Annotated in this window: 14 protein-coding genes; 6 read left to right on the top strand and 8 right to left on the bottom strand. The window is 39.8% G+C overall.

Annotated features, from left to right (window positions below):
• Positions 1–9 precede the first annotated feature (9 nt).
• The gene (locus tag BLQ18_RS03955) at positions 10–1,464 is read right to left on the bottom strand and encodes a SusD/RagB family nutrient-binding outer membrane lipoprotein (RefSeq protein WP_090292862.1); all 1,455 of its coding nucleotides are present in this window, start codon (positions 1,462–1,464) and stop codon (positions 10–12) included.
• Positions 1,465–1,483: 19 nt separating this feature from the next.
• Positions 1,484–4,771: a SusC/RagA family TonB-linked outer membrane protein gene (locus BLQ18_RS03950; RefSeq protein WP_090292859.1), complete on the bottom strand. Its 3,288-nt coding sequence runs from the start codon at positions 4,769–4,771 to the stop codon at positions 1,484–1,486.
• 281 nt (positions 4,772–5,052) lie between these two features.
• On the opposite strand from BLQ18_RS03950, the gene BLQ18_RS03945 reads away from it, so the two are divergent.
• Positions 5,053–5,619: a helix-turn-helix domain-containing protein gene (locus BLQ18_RS03945; RefSeq protein ID WP_090292856.1), complete on the top strand. Its 567-nt coding sequence runs from the start codon at positions 5,053–5,055 to the stop codon at positions 5,617–5,619.
• On the opposite strand, the gene BLQ18_RS03940 is transcribed toward BLQ18_RS03945, so the two are convergent.
• Genes BLQ18_RS03940 through BLQ18_RS03930 form a run of 3 tightly spaced genes read right to left on the bottom strand, consistent with a single transcriptional unit; the run spans position 5,620 to position 8,733 of the window.
• A complete protein-coding gene (locus BLQ18_RS03940; protein WP_090292853.1) occupies positions 5,620–6,294 on the bottom strand; it encodes a phosphonatase-like hydrolase in 675 nt (224 codons plus the stop codon).
• Entirely contained in the window at positions 6,291–7,463 is a 1,173-nt protein-coding gene (locus BLQ18_RS03935) for a TIGR03364 family FAD-dependent oxidoreductase (RefSeq protein WP_090292850.1), read from the bottom strand. The genes BLQ18_RS03940 and BLQ18_RS03935 overlap by 4 nt, the downstream gene beginning before the upstream one ends.
• Positions 7,453–8,733 carry a DUF5690 family protein gene (locus BLQ18_RS03930; protein WP_175443712.1) on the bottom strand — a complete coding sequence of 427 codons (1,281 nt, stop codon included), beginning with the start codon at positions 8,731–8,733 and terminating at the stop codon, positions 7,453–7,455. Before BLQ18_RS03930 ends, BLQ18_RS03935 begins: the two co-directional genes overlap by 11 nt.
• Before the next feature lie 195 nt (positions 8,734–8,928).
• Here BLQ18_RS03930 and BLQ18_RS03925 point away from each other — a divergent pair, with 195 nt between their 5' ends.
• From BLQ18_RS03925 to BLQ18_RS03915, 3 genes are all read left to right on the top strand, one after another.
• Positions 8,929–10,413, top strand: coding sequence for a xylulokinase (locus tag BLQ18_RS03925; protein WP_090292848.1), 1,485 nt, complete (start codon positions 8,929–8,931; stop codon positions 10,411–10,413).
• Between the two features lie 13 nt (positions 10,414–10,426).
• On the top strand, positions 10,427–11,752 hold the full coding sequence (xylA, locus tag BLQ18_RS03920) for a xylose isomerase (RefSeq protein ID WP_090292846.1): 1,326 nt from the start codon (positions 10,427–10,429) through the stop codon (positions 11,750–11,752).
• Positions 11,753–11,814: 62 nt separating this feature from the next.
• On the top strand, positions 11,815–13,464 hold the full coding sequence (locus tag BLQ18_RS03915) for a solute:sodium symporter family transporter (protein WP_090292844.1): 1,650 nt from the start codon (positions 11,815–11,817) through the stop codon (positions 13,462–13,464).
• A gap of 16 nt (positions 13,465–13,480) precedes the next feature.
• On the opposite strand, the gene BLQ18_RS03910 is transcribed toward BLQ18_RS03915, so the two are convergent.
• Positions 13,481–14,170 (bottom strand): LytR/AlgR family response regulator transcription factor, encoded by a 690-nt coding sequence (locus BLQ18_RS03910; protein ID WP_175443711.1) that lies wholly within the window; start codon positions 14,168–14,170, stop codon positions 13,481–13,483.
• Between the two features lie 12 nt (positions 14,171–14,182).
• Complete coding sequence (locus BLQ18_RS03905) at positions 14,183–15,172, bottom strand: sensor histidine kinase (RefSeq protein ID WP_090292838.1); 990 nt, start codon at positions 15,170–15,172, stop codon at positions 14,183–14,185.
• Between the two features lie 272 nt (positions 15,173–15,444).
• Between BLQ18_RS03905 and BLQ18_RS03900 the strand changes: the two genes are divergently transcribed.
• Together BLQ18_RS03900 and BLQ18_RS03895 are read left to right on the top strand one after the other, a co-directional pair.
• Positions 15,445–16,005, top strand: a complete 561-nt coding sequence (locus tag BLQ18_RS03900) for a YceI family protein (protein WP_090292835.1) — start codon at positions 15,445–15,447, stop codon at positions 16,003–16,005.
• 22 nt (positions 16,006–16,027) lie between these two features.
• Positions 16,028–16,594: a PepSY domain-containing protein gene (locus BLQ18_RS03895; protein ID WP_313795028.1), complete on the top strand. Its 567-nt coding sequence runs from the start codon at positions 16,028–16,030 to the stop codon at positions 16,592–16,594.
• A gap of 25 nt (positions 16,595–16,619) precedes the next feature.
• On the opposite strand, the gene BLQ18_RS03890 is transcribed toward BLQ18_RS03895, so the two are convergent.
• Entirely contained in the window at positions 16,620–17,027 is a 408-nt protein-coding gene (locus BLQ18_RS03890; protein WP_090292830.1) for a response regulator, read from the bottom strand.

Genomic DNA, 17,027 nt, shown 5'->3' with positions numbered 1-17,027 from the left:
TGGCAAGCCTTAGTTTTCCCACCAAACCTTGGTGGTAATTTGGTCACCACCGATTCTGGTAGCAGCTTCGGTATAGTTTGTATTGTTCAAGGATTCCTCGTTGCTAGGATACTCGAACCTACTTGGGTACACATCATAGAATGCATCTGGTCCAGGAGCAATCGTTGCTGGAAATCCAGTTCTTTTGTACTCGATAAAACCTTGGTAATCGGTATAGAACAAGTTGATGTATTTCTGGGTCATGATGGTTTCCAACGAATTGTCAAAAGCAACTCCTGCACTGGTCAAATAATCAGCTGGCATGTCAACTCCCCAATACCCGAAGTTGGCAGTAATCCCTTCTTCGTAGAACGATTGGGCATCACCAGTAATCCATCCTCTTTGGGCCGCTTCGGCCAAAATAAATTGCACTTCAGAAAACAACATCAACCTCGCTTGATTGGTATTGGATTGGTAATAGAAATAATCAATGTTGAATTTAGACAAAAATGCATCCCCTCCTTGGTAGGTGTAGGCAGGTCCATCCACAACCCCGTTCAACATCCCAACAATTTCTGGAGTGCCTTGCTCCACAGAATTCGCTGTAGGATCTGCGAAGAATTCCAATCTTGGATCATTCAATCCATCCAATAGGTTTACAAAGTGCTCTGAAATTCGGTATTCGTTATAAGAACCAACACGGTAAACAGACTCCTCGGTTACTGGGTGCGCATCTGGGTTAGCTGCCAAAAAGGTAAGGGTCGCATTGTCATCATTGGAATCCATAACTGGGTTCTGAGCAGGACTTCCATAAATAGCAGAAATAACACTTGATGCAGTTGAAGGTGCTACTTCACTCAAACGAAGTGCCAAACGCAATCTCAATGAGTTTGCAAACTTTCTCCACATAGCCAAATCGCCATCGAACAACAAATCCCCTTTAATTTGGGTAAGGTCTGAACCTCCCAAAATGGTATTGGCCTCAGCCAACTCTGCTAACATGGAAGTGTAAATTGCCTCCTGTGTGTCGTACATTGGTGTGTAGTTCTCCTCGCTAGCTTGATTTACCTCAGAGTACGGAACATCACCCCACATATCGGTCAAAATACTGTAGGCCCAAGTTTGCATGATCTTAGAAACAGCGATATAACTGTTCAATCCATTTGCATTGGCTTGTTTTTCCAACTCTTTGGCATCTCTAATGGTATAGTAATAGTTGTTCCAAGCACCGCTTTGATCTCCCCAGTCGAACAGGTCGAAAGAGGTAAATACGATACGGGCGCCATACTGACCCATTAGGTTTCCTTCACTCCAAGAACCTCCTACTGCTTCACGAATGGACCTTCTTTGAAGATTGGTCAAAAGCAATTCTGGGTTTTGGCTAATGTTCAATGCAACATCTGGATTATCGTTGCTCACGTCAAACTTGTCACAGGACCAAAGGGCCGTTGCAAGTACTGTCGCTATTATAAATATCTTTTTCATGTTGTTATTGTTAACCTGATTAAAATTCTACGTTGATTGCAAATCCTAAACTACGTGTAGTTGGAACAGTTGCATTTTCTACCCCTGGCACATAGTTTCCTCCACCGAAAGACAATAGTTCTGGGTCACCATGGTTGTAATCTTTAGCCCACATCCAAAGGTTGGTGCCGATCAAAGAGAAACTTAAGTTTTTGATGTCATCTCCTCCGAACAATTTGGTTGGGAAATCGTAGGTCAATCTTGCTTCTCTCAATTTGATGAAAGTAGCATCGTAAATACCTTCTGTATCGTTATCTCTTCTGTATCTGTTGTTGTGGTATGCATTGGCAGCAACGATTACATTGTTGGGCACATACTCCCCATCTTGTAACATTACCCCATCACCAATAATACCATCTGTCTGGGCAACGCCATTCCCATCGGTATAAGAAAGTCCCGAATCTGTAATACCTGGGTGTGGACCACCGTATTCTGGTGAACGACCCCAAAGTGTTTCTACTACGTTACCTGAAGTGGCTGCAATCAAACGGGTTCTGGAAAGCAATTCACCACCTTGTCTCCAATCAAAAAGGAAGTTCAACGATACATTTTTGAAAGAAATAGTATTGTTCCATCCCAAAGTAAAGTCAGGATTAAAGTTTCCAACTTTTCTTAAAGTGTTATCCTGTTGTACCAAACCGTTATTGAAGATTACTTCACCATTGTACGGACTATCTTCGTCTTCAACTTTTACCAAACCTGTTCCGTACATATCACCTAGGGAACCACCTTCTTCAGCCACCAATGAAATTCCGTTACCTCCGTATTGGTATCTTTCCACATCATCAGCCAATTCCAACACTTTGTTTCTGTTCAAACCAAAGTTGAAAGAGGTATTCCAGTTGAAAGTTTCATTGGAAATTGGATTGGCGCTCAACATAATTTCCAAACCTTGGTTTCTGATCTTACCAGCATTGATCGTTCTTGCGGTTTTACCTGATGTAATCGGCAAGTCGATATCCAAAATCTGGTTTTTGGAAACGGAGTTATAGTAAGTGGCATCCAACGAAAGTTTGTTGTTGAAGAACCTTAAATCGGTACCGAACTCGTAGGAAGTCTGAATCTCTGGCTTCAAATCGAAGTTTGGCAATGTATTGGTTGGACTTGCAGTTGGATTATCCCCTACTGGAGTTCCCAAAGCATAGTATTCTGAAAGTCTGTAAGCGTCGGTATCGCTACCCACTTGTGCCCAACCTCCACGAAGTTTGGCGAAGCTCAATACATCCTGACCGCTAAAATCGAACAAATCTGAAAGCACCACACTTAACGAAGCAGATGGGTAGAAATAAGAATTGTTCTGCTCTGGCAATGTTGATGACCAGTCGTTACGAGCGGTAAGATCTAAATAAATACTACTGTTCCATCCCAATTGCGCAAAAGCATACAAAGAGTTGATTTGCTTTTCTGGACGGCTGGAACGCTGTACCAAGGCTCCATCAACATTCGAGAAGGAATAGATGCCAGGAATTAAAAGCTTATTGGCCATTAAAGAGTTGTAATGGTTCTTTTGTACCATTCTGTTACCACCAAAGTTGGCATTCACATGGAATTTATTGGTAACATCTTTGTCATAGGTCAACAAGAAATCCAAGTTGGTTTCCTGGAAGTTGATTTTATCTTCCCTGAACTGTCCATTTGGAAAACGTTGTGTGGAATACGCTCTTTTAATGGTTCTGTATTCGGAGAAGAAATCGCGACCGCCGCGTACCATAAATTTGAAATCATCGCTGATATCATAAGTGGCAGAAAGGTTTCCTATGATTCTATCCTTGGCCAACCCATTGGTGTTTTCATACATGGTAAAGTATGGGTTATCATGATAGTTATAGTTGTAGTTGTACTGCTGGAAGCCTTCCAAACCATCTTGCCAGTAGTTTCTCAAACTATTTACATTCACTTGCTGACCCCACCAGATGAACAAGTACATTACAGATTCTGTACCGTACCCATTTACGTGACGGTTATCCGAATCGGAACGGATGTAGTTGATTTTGGAAGAAACCTTTAATCTATCCGTTACCTGATAATCTCCTGAAGCAGAAATAGTATTTCTTCTGATATCTGTGTTTGGAACAATACCTTTATTATCCAAGTTGGTATAACTAACACGGTAGTTTCCATTATCGTTGGAACCGTAGAAAGAAACGGTATTGATTAATGTTCTACCAGTTTCCATGAATTCTTCGGCTGGGTTACCTCCGTACACAAAAGGTGTTGGAGTAATGGTACCTCTTCTGTTTAAATCAACACCTGAAGAACCCAATACGTAATCCAAACCGTGAACATCACCTCCACGAAGTCCATTTGAAGTTGGAGAATCGTGCTGAGCACGCAAAGTACCATCCAAAAGTGGACCCCAAGATTCATCTACACCATCATAGGTTCCGCTACCGTAACCATCTACAAATTGGAAATCAAAGTTTTTACCTTGACCATATACACCTTGATATTCTGGCGCTTTTAAAACACTTTCGAAAGTGGTCTTGGAGCTAAAACTAATTCCACCTTTACGTCCTCTACCCGATTTGGTCGTAATGATCACCGCACCGTTGGCGGCTCTGGAACCGTAAAGTGCTGTTGCATTGGCTCCTTTAAGTACAGAAATAGATTCTACATCGTCTGGGTTGATTTCGGCAGCTCCGTTACCATAATCCAAGTTCATGTTGGAAGCACCACCCAACGTATTGGTTCTTGTATCGGTAGTATTATTAATAGGAATACCATCTACAATAAATAAAGGTTGGTTATCACCCTGCATGGAAGAATATCCACGAATCACAACGGAAGATGATTGACCAGGACCAGTTCCGTTGGTCACCACCTGCACCCCTGCAGTTCTGCCTGATAAAGTACTTACGGTGTTGGTACTGGTAGATTGGGAAATTTCTTCACCACCCACTTTTTGAACGGAGTACCCTAAGGATTCTTCATCTCTGGTAATGTTCAAAGCGGTTACCACTACCTCATCCAATTGTTGGGAATCAGGTTGAAGCACAACTGTAATAGAGGTTTTCCCCGCAGTATTTACTTCTTGGGCAATGTACCCAATGTAAGAAACCACTAAAATTTCACCACCATTTGGCAATGTAATCTCAAAGTTTCCATCAAAGTCGGTAGCTACCCCATTGGTACTACCTTTTACAACAACAGAAGCACCTGGTAAGGGTATGTTGTCACCGTCTACAACCTTACCTGTAAAAGTAGATTGGGAATACCCAATAATACTTACAGTAAGAGCAAGTAAAAACGTAAGAATTGATTTTTTCATTTGTTGAGTATTAGTAAAATTGTGTTAATTATTTATCAACAAATATCCAACTCATGAGTTAAGGCATCCATTCATACAGATTAAAAAAATGATATGGAAAGGTTAAAAGAAATAACCCAATGTTATGTTAACATTATTTACAAATATTCAACTTTTAAAAATCACATAAGATTGGTCAATTCACAATATATCCTTGTTTTATAGTGGATTAATCAATTTTTTTAGTAATTATGATTTTGAAAGAATTATTATAAATACTAAAATTCAGTTTCGGAGATAAAATGGAAGATTACTTAATAGGTATTGGTAAGCGAATCAAGGAAATACGCAAGAACAATAAAAAGACCATAAGCGATGTTGCCATCTCCGCAGGAGTAACCGCTGGACTCATTTCCCGTATTGAAAATGGCCGTACCATTCCCTCACTTCCTGTTTTTTTGAAAATTGTTGGCGCCCTTGAAACCGAGATGACCGATTTTTTTGATGGTATTCCCAAAGCCCTCGGGCAAAACTTTTTGGTGACCCGTAAAAACGAACAATCCATTATTGAAAAAGAGGACGAAGCTGTTGGGTTTACCTATAATTATATTTTCGGAAAACAACTAAACTCTGTCGGATTTGAAAGTGTGCTTTTGGAAGTGCAACCCAATTCGGAACGTGAAAAGGTAGTAACCGATGCTTTTGAGTTCAAATACCTTCTGACTGGTGAATGCTATTACGAAATCGGTGACCAGGAAGTGCTTTTAAAAGAGGGAGACTCTATATTCTTTGATGGCAGAATCCCCCATGTACCTATTAATAAGGGCAAAGTACCTTCTAAAATGTTGGTGGTTTATTTCTTTATATAATTAAGAAAACAACACTTGGGCCAAATCAGCTAAAGAATCTAAAATCAAAGTAGGTTCGGCCGTGGCCAATTGCTCGCGGGTTTGTGCACCTGTCAACACCCCAACGGTAATTCCACAGTTGGCATTCTTGCCTTCTTCAATATCAATCACCGAGTCCCCTGCTTTTAATACTTTTTCAGTATCTGTGATTTCAAAAAGTTCCATCGCCTTGTCAATCATTTCGGAAGAGGGTCTTCCCTTGACCACATCATCAGCTGTGATTAAAGCATCAATTTGATTGCCTGGCTCCCAACCCAATTTGGTTAAAAGGGATTGAGCCGTTTTTTTATCATATCCCGTGTTCAACACCACTTTTACATCATGGGATTTCAAAATCTTAAACAAATCCTCAACGCCATCATAAGAAGTCACGGCTAAATTGGCGTATGCTTCCTCCAACATGCCTTTAAAATCTTCGAAAACTTTGTTGGCATCAACGGAAGTGTTTTCGGTCTGCACCAAAATATCAGCAATGGCCTTGAATTTTTCTTTACCTGCTCCAAATTCCAGAACCGTTTCCAAAGTCACTTGAACACCATGCTTTCCCAAGGCGTCCCTTACCGTTTTGTACACTACATTATCTTCATTCACCGTGGTACCTGCCATATCAAAAACGGCTAGTTGTATCTCTTTCATAAATTGATTTTCTGTCGATTAAAAATTTTAGCAATATTCTTTTTGGAAAAACCCGCACTTCCTGTCATTCCCTTTCCTCCGATTCCAGTTACAATATGAATGTTGTTGTCGATGGTCTTTTGAAAAATATCGCTGTTCTTACATTGGGAATACATACCATACCATCTGTTTTGAATTTGATAGGTAGGCAAATCAAATATTTTCTGCGCTTCGGCAATCATAAAATTGTCGATATCCATGTCTAGGTCATATCCCAAATCCTCCATGTTGGCGGCATCCGCATATTGATGGGAATCCCCTAAAATGATAGAACCGTCCACTGCCTGTTTAAATAGAATATGCACTCCCCACTTTTTCTGAAGGCTATCCTCGGTTTCATTCGCCTTTATTTGTGCAAAGGATGGACATTCATGAAAGGCTTCGTACCTACGAATGGACCAACCTGTTAAAATGGAACCTTTTAAGCTATAATTTTCTTGAGGTTTGGTCTGCATCATCTGCAATTTTGAAACTTCAAGGTCACTTGAAGCAAATATTTCGGGATATAGATTCTTAAAATCGCTCCCATTACAGATAATCACTTTTTTTCCAAATACTTCTTCATTGTTAGAACTCTTAACAGATACCCACTCCCCATCAGTTTCACAAGAAATCACAGGAAAATTGAACTTGATTTCCAGTCCTTTTTGGGTCACCAAATATTCTTGAAGTTTATGGATCATGGTTCTGGGTTCCACGGTAACCTCCTCGGGAAAATAAAGTCCAGCTTTCACATAATCCTTTCGCAATCCAGGGTATTTATCCAGACACTCCTTTTTGGTCAACATTTTGGAAGCATAATCGTTCCCGTTATTAATGCCTCGTAGCTCCACCAACAATCTTTCCTCCTCTTCATTCGATGCCAAATACACACTCCCATTTTGACGAATGCTGATATCGAATTGGGATTGTATCTCTTTATAAATTCGAAGACTTTCCCTTCCGAATTTTTGCCATTTGGAATTCATTCCCGAAGGCACCACCTGACCAAAGTTTTGGGTCGTGGCTCCTTTAGCATAGTTATCTTTTTCTACCAAGCAGACCTTTAGGCCCAGTTCCATAGCATGAAAAGAATGAAACGTTCCCAAAATGCCCCCACCAATTATGACGGCATCATATCTATTTTCCATAATCCAATTGCTTGTTGATTTGTTCTGTTTTGTATCGTGCACCAAAATGGAAAAACAGCATTATGGTCGATACGATTCCGATAAGCGCTACCGCATAGGTTCCGTAAACGAAGAAGTTAAGCCATGATACATTGGCCTGACCGAAATTTTTATAAAGCAACACCAAAACGCTGCCCACATAACCAAAAGCATCGGCGATGTATATGAGGAATCCTGAATTTCCCTTCACCTTAAAAGTGGCAATAAAACGGTCGAAAAACAGACAGTTGAACGGAACATAGCAAATGTAAAGTCCAAAACCAGTGCTTACCATCCAAACAAAAGGGTCTAGAACTCCCATTTGAAACATTATGGTTGAACCTGCCAACACCACAGTTCCCAAAAGTAATAGGGCATGATAAGTAAGTAAGGCCTTAAAATTGTTTTTGATATAAAATATGGCTCCAATGATCAAAAGCACCACAATGGCAATGATAATTTCCGAAGTGGAAAAAACAGAAACATCCCCTTCATAGCCAATACTGTCCCAAAGTTCACGGGCAAAGTTGTCCCGAAAATCTCTAAAGGCAGTTAAAAAAGTGTAGAATAGCACAACCAATAGCAATGGAAAAAAGAATTGCTTCACCAGATTTTTTCTATCCAAAGCTGTCATTGGAATACGCTCCGTTCTGTTGGCTATATCTTCTTCCGTAGGTGGTGGCACTTTTTGAAGTGCATAGGAACATATCAATAGAGGAACAAAAAACAAGGCGCCCGTTACCGAGGGCATCCAAAACTCACTTATCCCCCACGACGTCATCACATAAAGCCCAACCGATTTAACCACTCCACTTGAAACAATAAAACTAGATGATAAGACCACACCTAGAATATCGGTAACCCGCCTTCCCTCAACATAAGAAAACACAATGCCCCAGATCATACCCAAAGGCAATCCATTAAAAAACATGAAAACCATATTGTAGGGAGCTGGTACTATACCGAACAAAATCAAGGAAAATTCAGCTATCGCAATCAAAGAAATAAGGTAAAGTAACCTACGATTGGGTTTGAGTTCAGAGATTACTTTGATTCCGATAAATTTTGAAAGCGCATAACCCAAAACTTGGATGATCACTAAAAGAATCTTGTAGTTAATGCCCCAAAAGGCCAATCCATCAAAGGTGGCCACCGAAAAAGGTTTCCGAAAGGCGTACATACAAAAGTAGGTGCCAAAAGCAGCTAAGGAAGCGTGCAACACAAAAACTAAATTCGACTGCTTTTTACCCATATGATCAAATAAGTTTACAAATAATAAAATTATGTTTCAAATTACTCAAATTTATAAGAAACCACCCACTTTTTTTAGATTAAATAATCGTTAGTAAAAAATTATTTTACATCGTAGATTTAGAATTTTATTTCCCTATAAAATTTGAATTCATTAATAAATACCTATTTTAATTGCATTTTTTAACAACAGTACATGTATTGGATTGGATATGATATTGGCAGCTCCTCTATAAAAGCTGCTTTAATATACGAACATGACGGTGGAGTTTTAGCGGTTGAACAGTTTCCAAAGAAGGAAATGCCCATAGTTTCCGAGCAAAAAGGATGGGCAGAACAAGACCCCGAGTTATGGTGGCAACATGTTTGTACCGTTACCAAAACATTAATTGAGCATAACGGAATTTCCAAAGATGACATTAAAGGTATCGGAATTTCCTATCAGATGCATGGTTTGGTAGTTGTTGGGAGAAATTTGAAACCCCTTCGACCTTCCATTATTTGGTGCGATAGCCGAGCTGTTGCCATTGGAGAAAATCTTTTCCATAGTGCTGGAACCGAAAAATGTGTGGAGCATGTTTTGAATTCTCCAGGCAACTTTACCCTTTCCAAATTAATTTGGATCAAAGAAAATGAGCCTGAAATTTATAACCGCATTTATAAATTCATGCTCCCTGGCGATTTTATTGCCTTAAAATTATCTGGTGAATGCGTAACTACCCCTTCTGGACTTTCCGAGGGGATCATGTGGGATTTCAAGAACAATACCTTGGCCACATGGCTTTTGGAAGAAGCTGGAATTGACGAATCCTTAGTTTCAGATATTCGACCTTCATTTTCAGAGCAAGGTTTTGTAAACAAACAAGGAGCATCTGAAAGCGGATTACCCGAAGGTATTCCAATCATGTATCGAGCAGGGGATCAACCCAACAATGCACTTTCGCTAAATGTGATGGAACCAGGAGAAATTGCTGCAACGGGAGGAACTTCTGGGGTTGTTTATGCCATTTCAGGTCAAAAAAATACTAACGAGCATACAAGAATCAACAGTTTTGCTCATACCAACCATAGCGCAGAACAAACCAGAATTGGAAAATTATTGTGCATCAATGGCACAGGGATTCAATACAGTTGGATCAAAAATGAACTGACTAGTAACCTATCCTACAACCAAATGAACCAAGCTGCAGAGTCTGTTCCTATTGGTTCGGATGGCTTGCAAATACTCCCTTTTGGAAATGGTGCTGAGCGTATGCTGGAAAATTGCAATAAAGGTTCCAGAATACACAATCTAAATTTTAATGTACACAAATCTGCCCATATCTTTAGGGCAGCGTTGGAAGGTATTGCCTTCTCTTTTGTTTATGGGATGGAAATCTTAAAAAATGATGGTGTAGACATCACCTCTATAAAAGCAGGAAACGACAACCTTTTTAGGGCCGAAGTTTTTGCTAAAACCATAGCGACCCTAACACAAAGCAAAATCAACATAGTTGAAACAACAGGTGCTGTAGGTGCCGCCAGAGCAGCCGCTTATGCCGCTGGAAAATTTACAGACATGAGCGAAGCTACAGCCTCAGATAAGGTGGAACTCACTCACGAGCCAGACGCTTCAGTGGAGCCATATCAAGAAGCATACAATGCATGGAAAAAGACTTTACAAGAATATTTAAAAAACTGAACAAACAACAATTATGATTACAACAGGAGACAAGGAGTATTTCAAAGGAATTGGAAAAATTGCTTTTGAAGGAAAAGAGTCGGACAACCCAATGGCCTTTAAATATTATGATGAAAATAAAATGGTGGGCGGTAAGTCCATGAAAGACCATTTTAGATTTGCCATTGCCTATTGGCACACCTTCACGGGTGTTGGTGGAGATCCTTTTGGGGCACCCACTCAAGATTTCCCATGGATGGTGAATGCAGACCCAATTCAACAAGCGAAGGACAAAATGGATGCTGCCTTTGAGTTCATTACCAAGATAGGTGCGCCTTACTTCTGTTTCCACGATTTTGATTTGATTGCCGAGGGCAACACTTTGGCCGAATCCGAAAAGCGATTGGACATCATTACCGATTATGCCAAGGAAAAAATGGCTGCTTCTGGAGTGAAATTACTTTGGGGAACTGCCAATTGCTTTAGCAATCCAAGATATATGAACGGTGCAGCCACCAATCCCGATTTTGATGTGGTTGCCTATGCTGGTGCACAAGTGAAAAATGCCTTGGATGCCACCATTAAATTGAGCGGTGAAAACTACGTGTTCTGGGGAGGGCGCGAAGGCTATATGTCACTTTTGAACACCGATATGGGTAGAGAATTGGATCATATGGCCCGTTTTCTTCACATGGCAAAAGATTATGCTAGAAAACAAGGCTTTAAAGGCACTTTCTTTATAGAACCAAAACCTATGGAGCCTACCAAGCACCAATACGATTTTGATTCTGCAACAGTTCTTGGATTCTTATCCAAATACGACTTATTGAACGACTTTAAATTGAATATCGAAGTGAACCACGCTACCTTGGCGCAACACACTTTTGAGCACGAGCTTCAAGTTGCTGCGGACAATGGACTTTTGGGAAGCATCGATGCCAACCGAGGGGATTACCAAAACGGTTGGGATACCGATCAGTTCCCTGTTAACGTGTACGAGCTCACAAAAGCGATGTTGGTGATTTTGGAAGCTGGCGGTTTCCAAGGTGGAGGAATCAATTTTGATGCAAAGATCAGAAGAAATTCGACGGACTTGGATGACATCTTCCATGCACATATTGGAGGGATGGATACTTTTGCAAGAGGGCTTTTGGCCGCACATAGCGTTTTGGAAAATTCCCAGTATCTTAGTATGCGAAAAGACCGTTACGCCTCTTTTGATTCTGGATCGGGGAAAGCTTTCGAGGATGGTAAATTCTCTTTGGAAGAACTTTATGCACATGCCTCGTCCAACCAAGACATTAAAAAACGTAGCGGTAAACAAGAGTTGTTTGAAAACATCATCAACCAATTCGTTTAATTAACAATCAAACTAATCTTATTGACTTTTAACCCAAGGTCAAAACATACAAATTTTATTTTATGGCACTAATATCATTTTTGGGCTTTACCCTTTTGGTAGGATTCATTTCGTGGTGGTCCGTTAGAAAAACCGATGAAACATCTTCTGACGGCTACTTTCTTGGAGGAAGAAGTTTAACGGCAGGTGTAATTGCAGGTTCGCTGCTTTTGACTAACCTCTCCACCGAACAAATTGTGGGCCTTAATGGTAGTGCCTATAAAGATGGATTGTCGGTAATGGCTTGGGAAACCTTAGCAGCATTGGCCATTGTGGTCACGGCATTGTTCTTATTGCCCCGTTATTTAAAAGGTGGACTGACCACAGTTCCCCAATTTTTGGCAAAACGATTCGACACCACCACCAAAACCATAACCTCAGGACTGTTCTTAACAGGCTACGTAGTTGTGCTTTTGCCCGTAATTTTATATTCTGGTTCTGTGGCCATCAGTGGCATGTTTGATATTCCCCAAGTTTTGGGCGTTTCGGATTCAACGGCTTTGGTGATTTGCATCTGGGGTATTGGAATTATTGGTTCTATATATGCGGTATTTGGTGGGTTGAAAGCCGTAGCTGTTTCAGATAGTATCAATGCCATTGGATTGATCATTGGTGGTATTCTTATTCCTGTTTTTGGTTTGATGGCCATTGGTGATGGAAGTGTTTTGGGAGGTTTGGAAACTTTGATGAATGCCAATCCAGAACGTTTTGATTCCACAGGTAACCCAGGACAAGAAGTGCCTTTTGCGACCATTTTTACTGGTATGATGTTGGTTCAGCTTTTTTATTGGGGTACCAACCAGCAAATCATCCAAAGGGGATTGGGAGCCAAAAACTTGGCCGAAGGACAAAAAGGATTGCTTTTAGCAGCCTTTTTAAAGATTTTAGGCCCCATCATCTTGGTTTTACCAGGAATGATCGCCTATTACTATTTTGAAGGTGGATTGGCCAGTAGCGACCTTGCGTATCCTGAATTGGTTAGAGCAGTTTTACCCAAACCCTTAATGGGCTTTTTCGCCGCTGTACTTTTTGGTGCTATTTTGAGTTCCTTCAATAGCGTGTTGAACAGTTCTGTGACTTTATTCGGAATTGATATCTATAAACAGCACATCAACAAAGATGCTCCAGAAATGACCGTTGTGAAATACGGGAAAATATTTGGTATTTGTTTGGCACTTGCTGCCATGCTTATCGCTCCTTTAATTGCAAATGCAGGAAGTTTGTTCAACTATCTACAAGAAATCAATGGTATTTACAGTATTCCAATTTTCACCATTATTGTGGTGGGCTATTTGACCAAAAGAGTTCCTGCGATTGCTGCTAAAATTGGAATCTTGTCTGGATCCATCCTTTACATCATCAGTCAGTTTATTGTTGGCCCAAAAATGGTGGCCAACGCATTGGCAGAAGCAAAAGCAAATGGAATTACCGACCCTGCAGAATTACACATGGTAGAAGCTGGTGCTTATCCACATTACTTGCACGTAATGGCCATTTTGTTCGTGGCCAATATCATCATCATGTTGATCATCGGGAAATTTAAACCTAGAGCAGAGGCCTTTCAATTGGAGTATACCGAACAGGTGTCCATTGAACCTTGGAAGCACGTAAAACTAGCGGGAGCAGCAATCTGTGTGATTGTGATCGCCATCTACATCTACTTTGCTAAATAGATAAAATTAATAGGGTCTATAAAATACTTTTAAGAAAGTCTTCTTTGTAGGCCCTTCCCATTGGGATTTTAGAGCCATCGGTCAACATCACCATATTACCAGAAATTCGGTCTATCTTCTTGGTGTTGATGATATGGGATTTATGCACTTGCAAAAAATGATTAGATCCCAGAACCTCCAACCAATGGCGAAGTGATTCGTTGGAAAGTATCTTCTTCTCTTTTAGGTAAATTTCAGTGTAATCCGAGTCTGATGAAATGGTATAGATATCCTTGATCAGCACTTTGATATGCTCATGACTGGATTTCACATAAATTTCTGTCAATGGAGCATTAGTAACCGTACTCTGGGCAGCTTCCTGTTTTACGTTCACTTTTCCTACTGCTTGCAAAAAACGCTGAAACGAAAACGGCTTTAATAAATAATCCACTACATTCAAATCATATCCCTCGAGGGCATATTCGGAAAAAGCTGTAGTTAGTATAACTTGGGGCGGATTGGGAATACTTTTCAAAAAATCAAGACCGTTGATCTTGGGCAAATGAATATCCAAGAACATTAAATTCACCGATTCCGAATTCAAAAAATCCATGGCATCCACACCATTTGAAAATGCACCGACCAATTCCAAAGTTGGAACATCATCAATGAACTTTTTTAAAATTCGCTGGGCTGGCGGCTGGTCCTCAACAATAATGCATCTCATGATCCCCCAATTTTATAGTTCTAGTTTAAGATACACATTGTAGCTCTTATTCTCATCTTTTATGATCAATTCGTGCTTTTTAGGATAAAGTAGTTCCAACCTTTTCTTCACGTTGGCCAAGCCTATTCCTTTTGCTATGGTATCTAAACTTTCTGTAGGCTCAAAATTGTTGCGGCAATTAAATTCCAAAATACCATCCACAACCTTAATGGATACATCAATTTCTATATCTGAAGATTGTCCAGACTGACTGTGCTTAAATGCATTTTCAATGAACACAATCAGAATTAGAGGTGCTATTCGATATTCCCCATCCACCTTTTCAACATTGAATTCTACCTTACCACGCTCCTCAATCTGCAATTTGTACAAACGTATAAAGTTGCCCAATTGCTCCAATTCCTTTTTAAGAGGAACAAATTGCTCCTTGGATTCATAAAGCATATATCGCAACACACCGCTCATCTCCAAAATTATCTCAGGTGTTTTAGGTGAATCCTGTAGGGCGTAGGAATATAAATTGTTCAAATTGTTGAACAAAAAATGGGGGTTGATTTGGTTTCTTAAAAACTGAAGTTCACTTTCTTGGATCGTGGACTGTAATTGATTGATTTGTTCTTGCTTTTGTAGGGCGTCCCAACCAAATTTTGATCCTGATAGAATAAACATAATAGGTAAAGTGCTCAAAAGGGCAACGTAAAGCCCTGGAAAATCATCTCCCCTTTTCGTGCCAGCAAACATCAAGGGCTCTAACAATACCTCCTCTATAATAATTACCAAAATTACAATGAGCGCCGAGCCGATAAAAAACTTCCAATATTTTTTTTGATATAAGAACTTGGGCATCAAATAATAGCTGATTCCAAGTGTCGCCACACTGTAAAGAAGCGGAAATATAGCTTTGGTAAAGTTAATGCTCTCCTCCATTCGATCGAATGAGAAAAACAACAACACCAAAACGTGCAATACAATTTGAAATATTAATTCTCTTCTAGAAATCAAGGCGTGTTTATTTATGGGAAGGTAAAACTAGGCATATTACCTTGGCCTTAAAAAACCAGTTATACAAACAACCAAAATAATACCCTAAACGACAGATGACCACATATTTTACAACCAATTGGTTGATTGGAGGTTAAGCCCCGTCGTTCACAGAAAATAATCGTCTGTTTTAACAGAAATAGTGAATTTTATGCAGCAATTAAGCTTAAGTGTTGAGCTTTAACACTTATGGATTAACTTTACAAACACACAATTACTAAAATCACGCGATCATGAAAAAAACAATTTTTGCCTTTGCCTTTCTAACTACTTTAATGGTAAGTGCACAATCTACATGGAAATCGGATGGAGCACACTCCAAGGTTGGATTTTCCATAACCCACCTTATGATTTCCGAAGTTGAAGGAAGTTTTGGAGAATTTGATATCACAGCTACCGCAAACGACGCATTTGAAAATGCAGATTTCACCGTTGATATCAAAACAACTAGTATTGATACCGATAACGGTAGAAGAGATGACCACTTAAGAAGTGGAGACTTTTTTGATGCTGAAAAGTTCCCATCCATCACTTTTAAAACAACAGGATACGAAAAAACTGGCGATAAAACCTTTAAACTAACAGGTGACCTTACCATGCACGGCGTAACAAAATCAGTGACGTTGGATGGTAAAGTAAATGGAATCATTACCGATCAGCGCAGCCAAAAACTAAAGGCTGGTTTAAAACTGACCGGTACTGTTGATCGTTTGGCCTTTGGTGTAGGTGGTGACACGCCTACCTTAGGTGATGAGGTAGAATTGACCATTAATTTAGAAATGGCACAACAATAAAACCTTAATATTAATTTTTTACTTGAAGAAGGGTTTTCATCCTATAAACCCTTCTTCATTTATTTTTAGACTTTTACGCATGGGAAGAAAATCGGAAAACACATTTAGGGAATTCCACCGTTATTTGGGATTCTTTTTGGCAGGAATTATGGCTGTTTATGCCATTAGTGGTATTGTATTGACTTTTAGAACTACAGATTTCTTAAAAAGCGAATATGAGGTAAACACCACCCTTGAAACCAACCTAAATGAAGAAGCATTGGGTGCAGCCTTGAGAAAAAGAGGGTTTGCCGTTGAGAAAACTGAAGGCGACCTTATGTATTTTGCTGGAGGTACCTACAATGTAAAAACGGGTGAAGCTTCTTACACCGAAAAAAGATTGCCATTAGTGTTGGAAAGCATGAACAAATTGCACAAGATGCACACTGGGAATCCGTTATTTTGGTTAGGCATCTTTTTTGGAATTGCCTTATTGTTCTTTTCGGTTTCGGCCTTCTTTATGTTCCGACCAAGTGCTCCCATATATAAAAAGGGACTGTATTTTGCAGCTGCTGGATTTTTGTTGACCATTGTGTTACTGCTGGTCTAAAAAACAATCTTTAAAAGGGAAATTACTATTGACAAAAGTTTTCAGCGAGGATTTCTTTAAGGACTTCCTCGTTGATAGGCTTTATAATGTAGTTTCCAACAACCTCATACTGTTTTGCTTTTTCCATATCTGAAGGATTAATGGAAGAGCTTACCACATATATGATCACTTTTTCGCGATTGTGATGGGGTATTTTTACAAAATCGTCCAAAAAGCCCCAACCATCTTTTATAGGCATATTCAAATCCAGAAAGATCATAGAGGGTAACTGCTCACCTGCATTCAAAAGATCCAAGACGGCATCTATAGCCTCTTGACCATCGCGAAACACCAAAATTTCTTTGGAAAATGCAAGACGACTCATCATGCGCTTCATTCCAAACTGATGAATTGGATCATCATCAACGATAAAAGTTTTTTGTACTGGATTCAT

Origin of the sequence: Flagellimonas zhangzhouensis (assembly GCF_900102925.1) — a bacterium.
GTDB classification, from domain to species: Bacteria; Bacteroidota; Bacteroidia; order Flavobacteriales; family Flavobacteriaceae; genus Flagellimonas; species Flagellimonas zhangzhouensis.
Note: the sequence above shows the minus strand (reverse complement) of the source record. Positions and strands in the feature narration are given on the sequence as shown.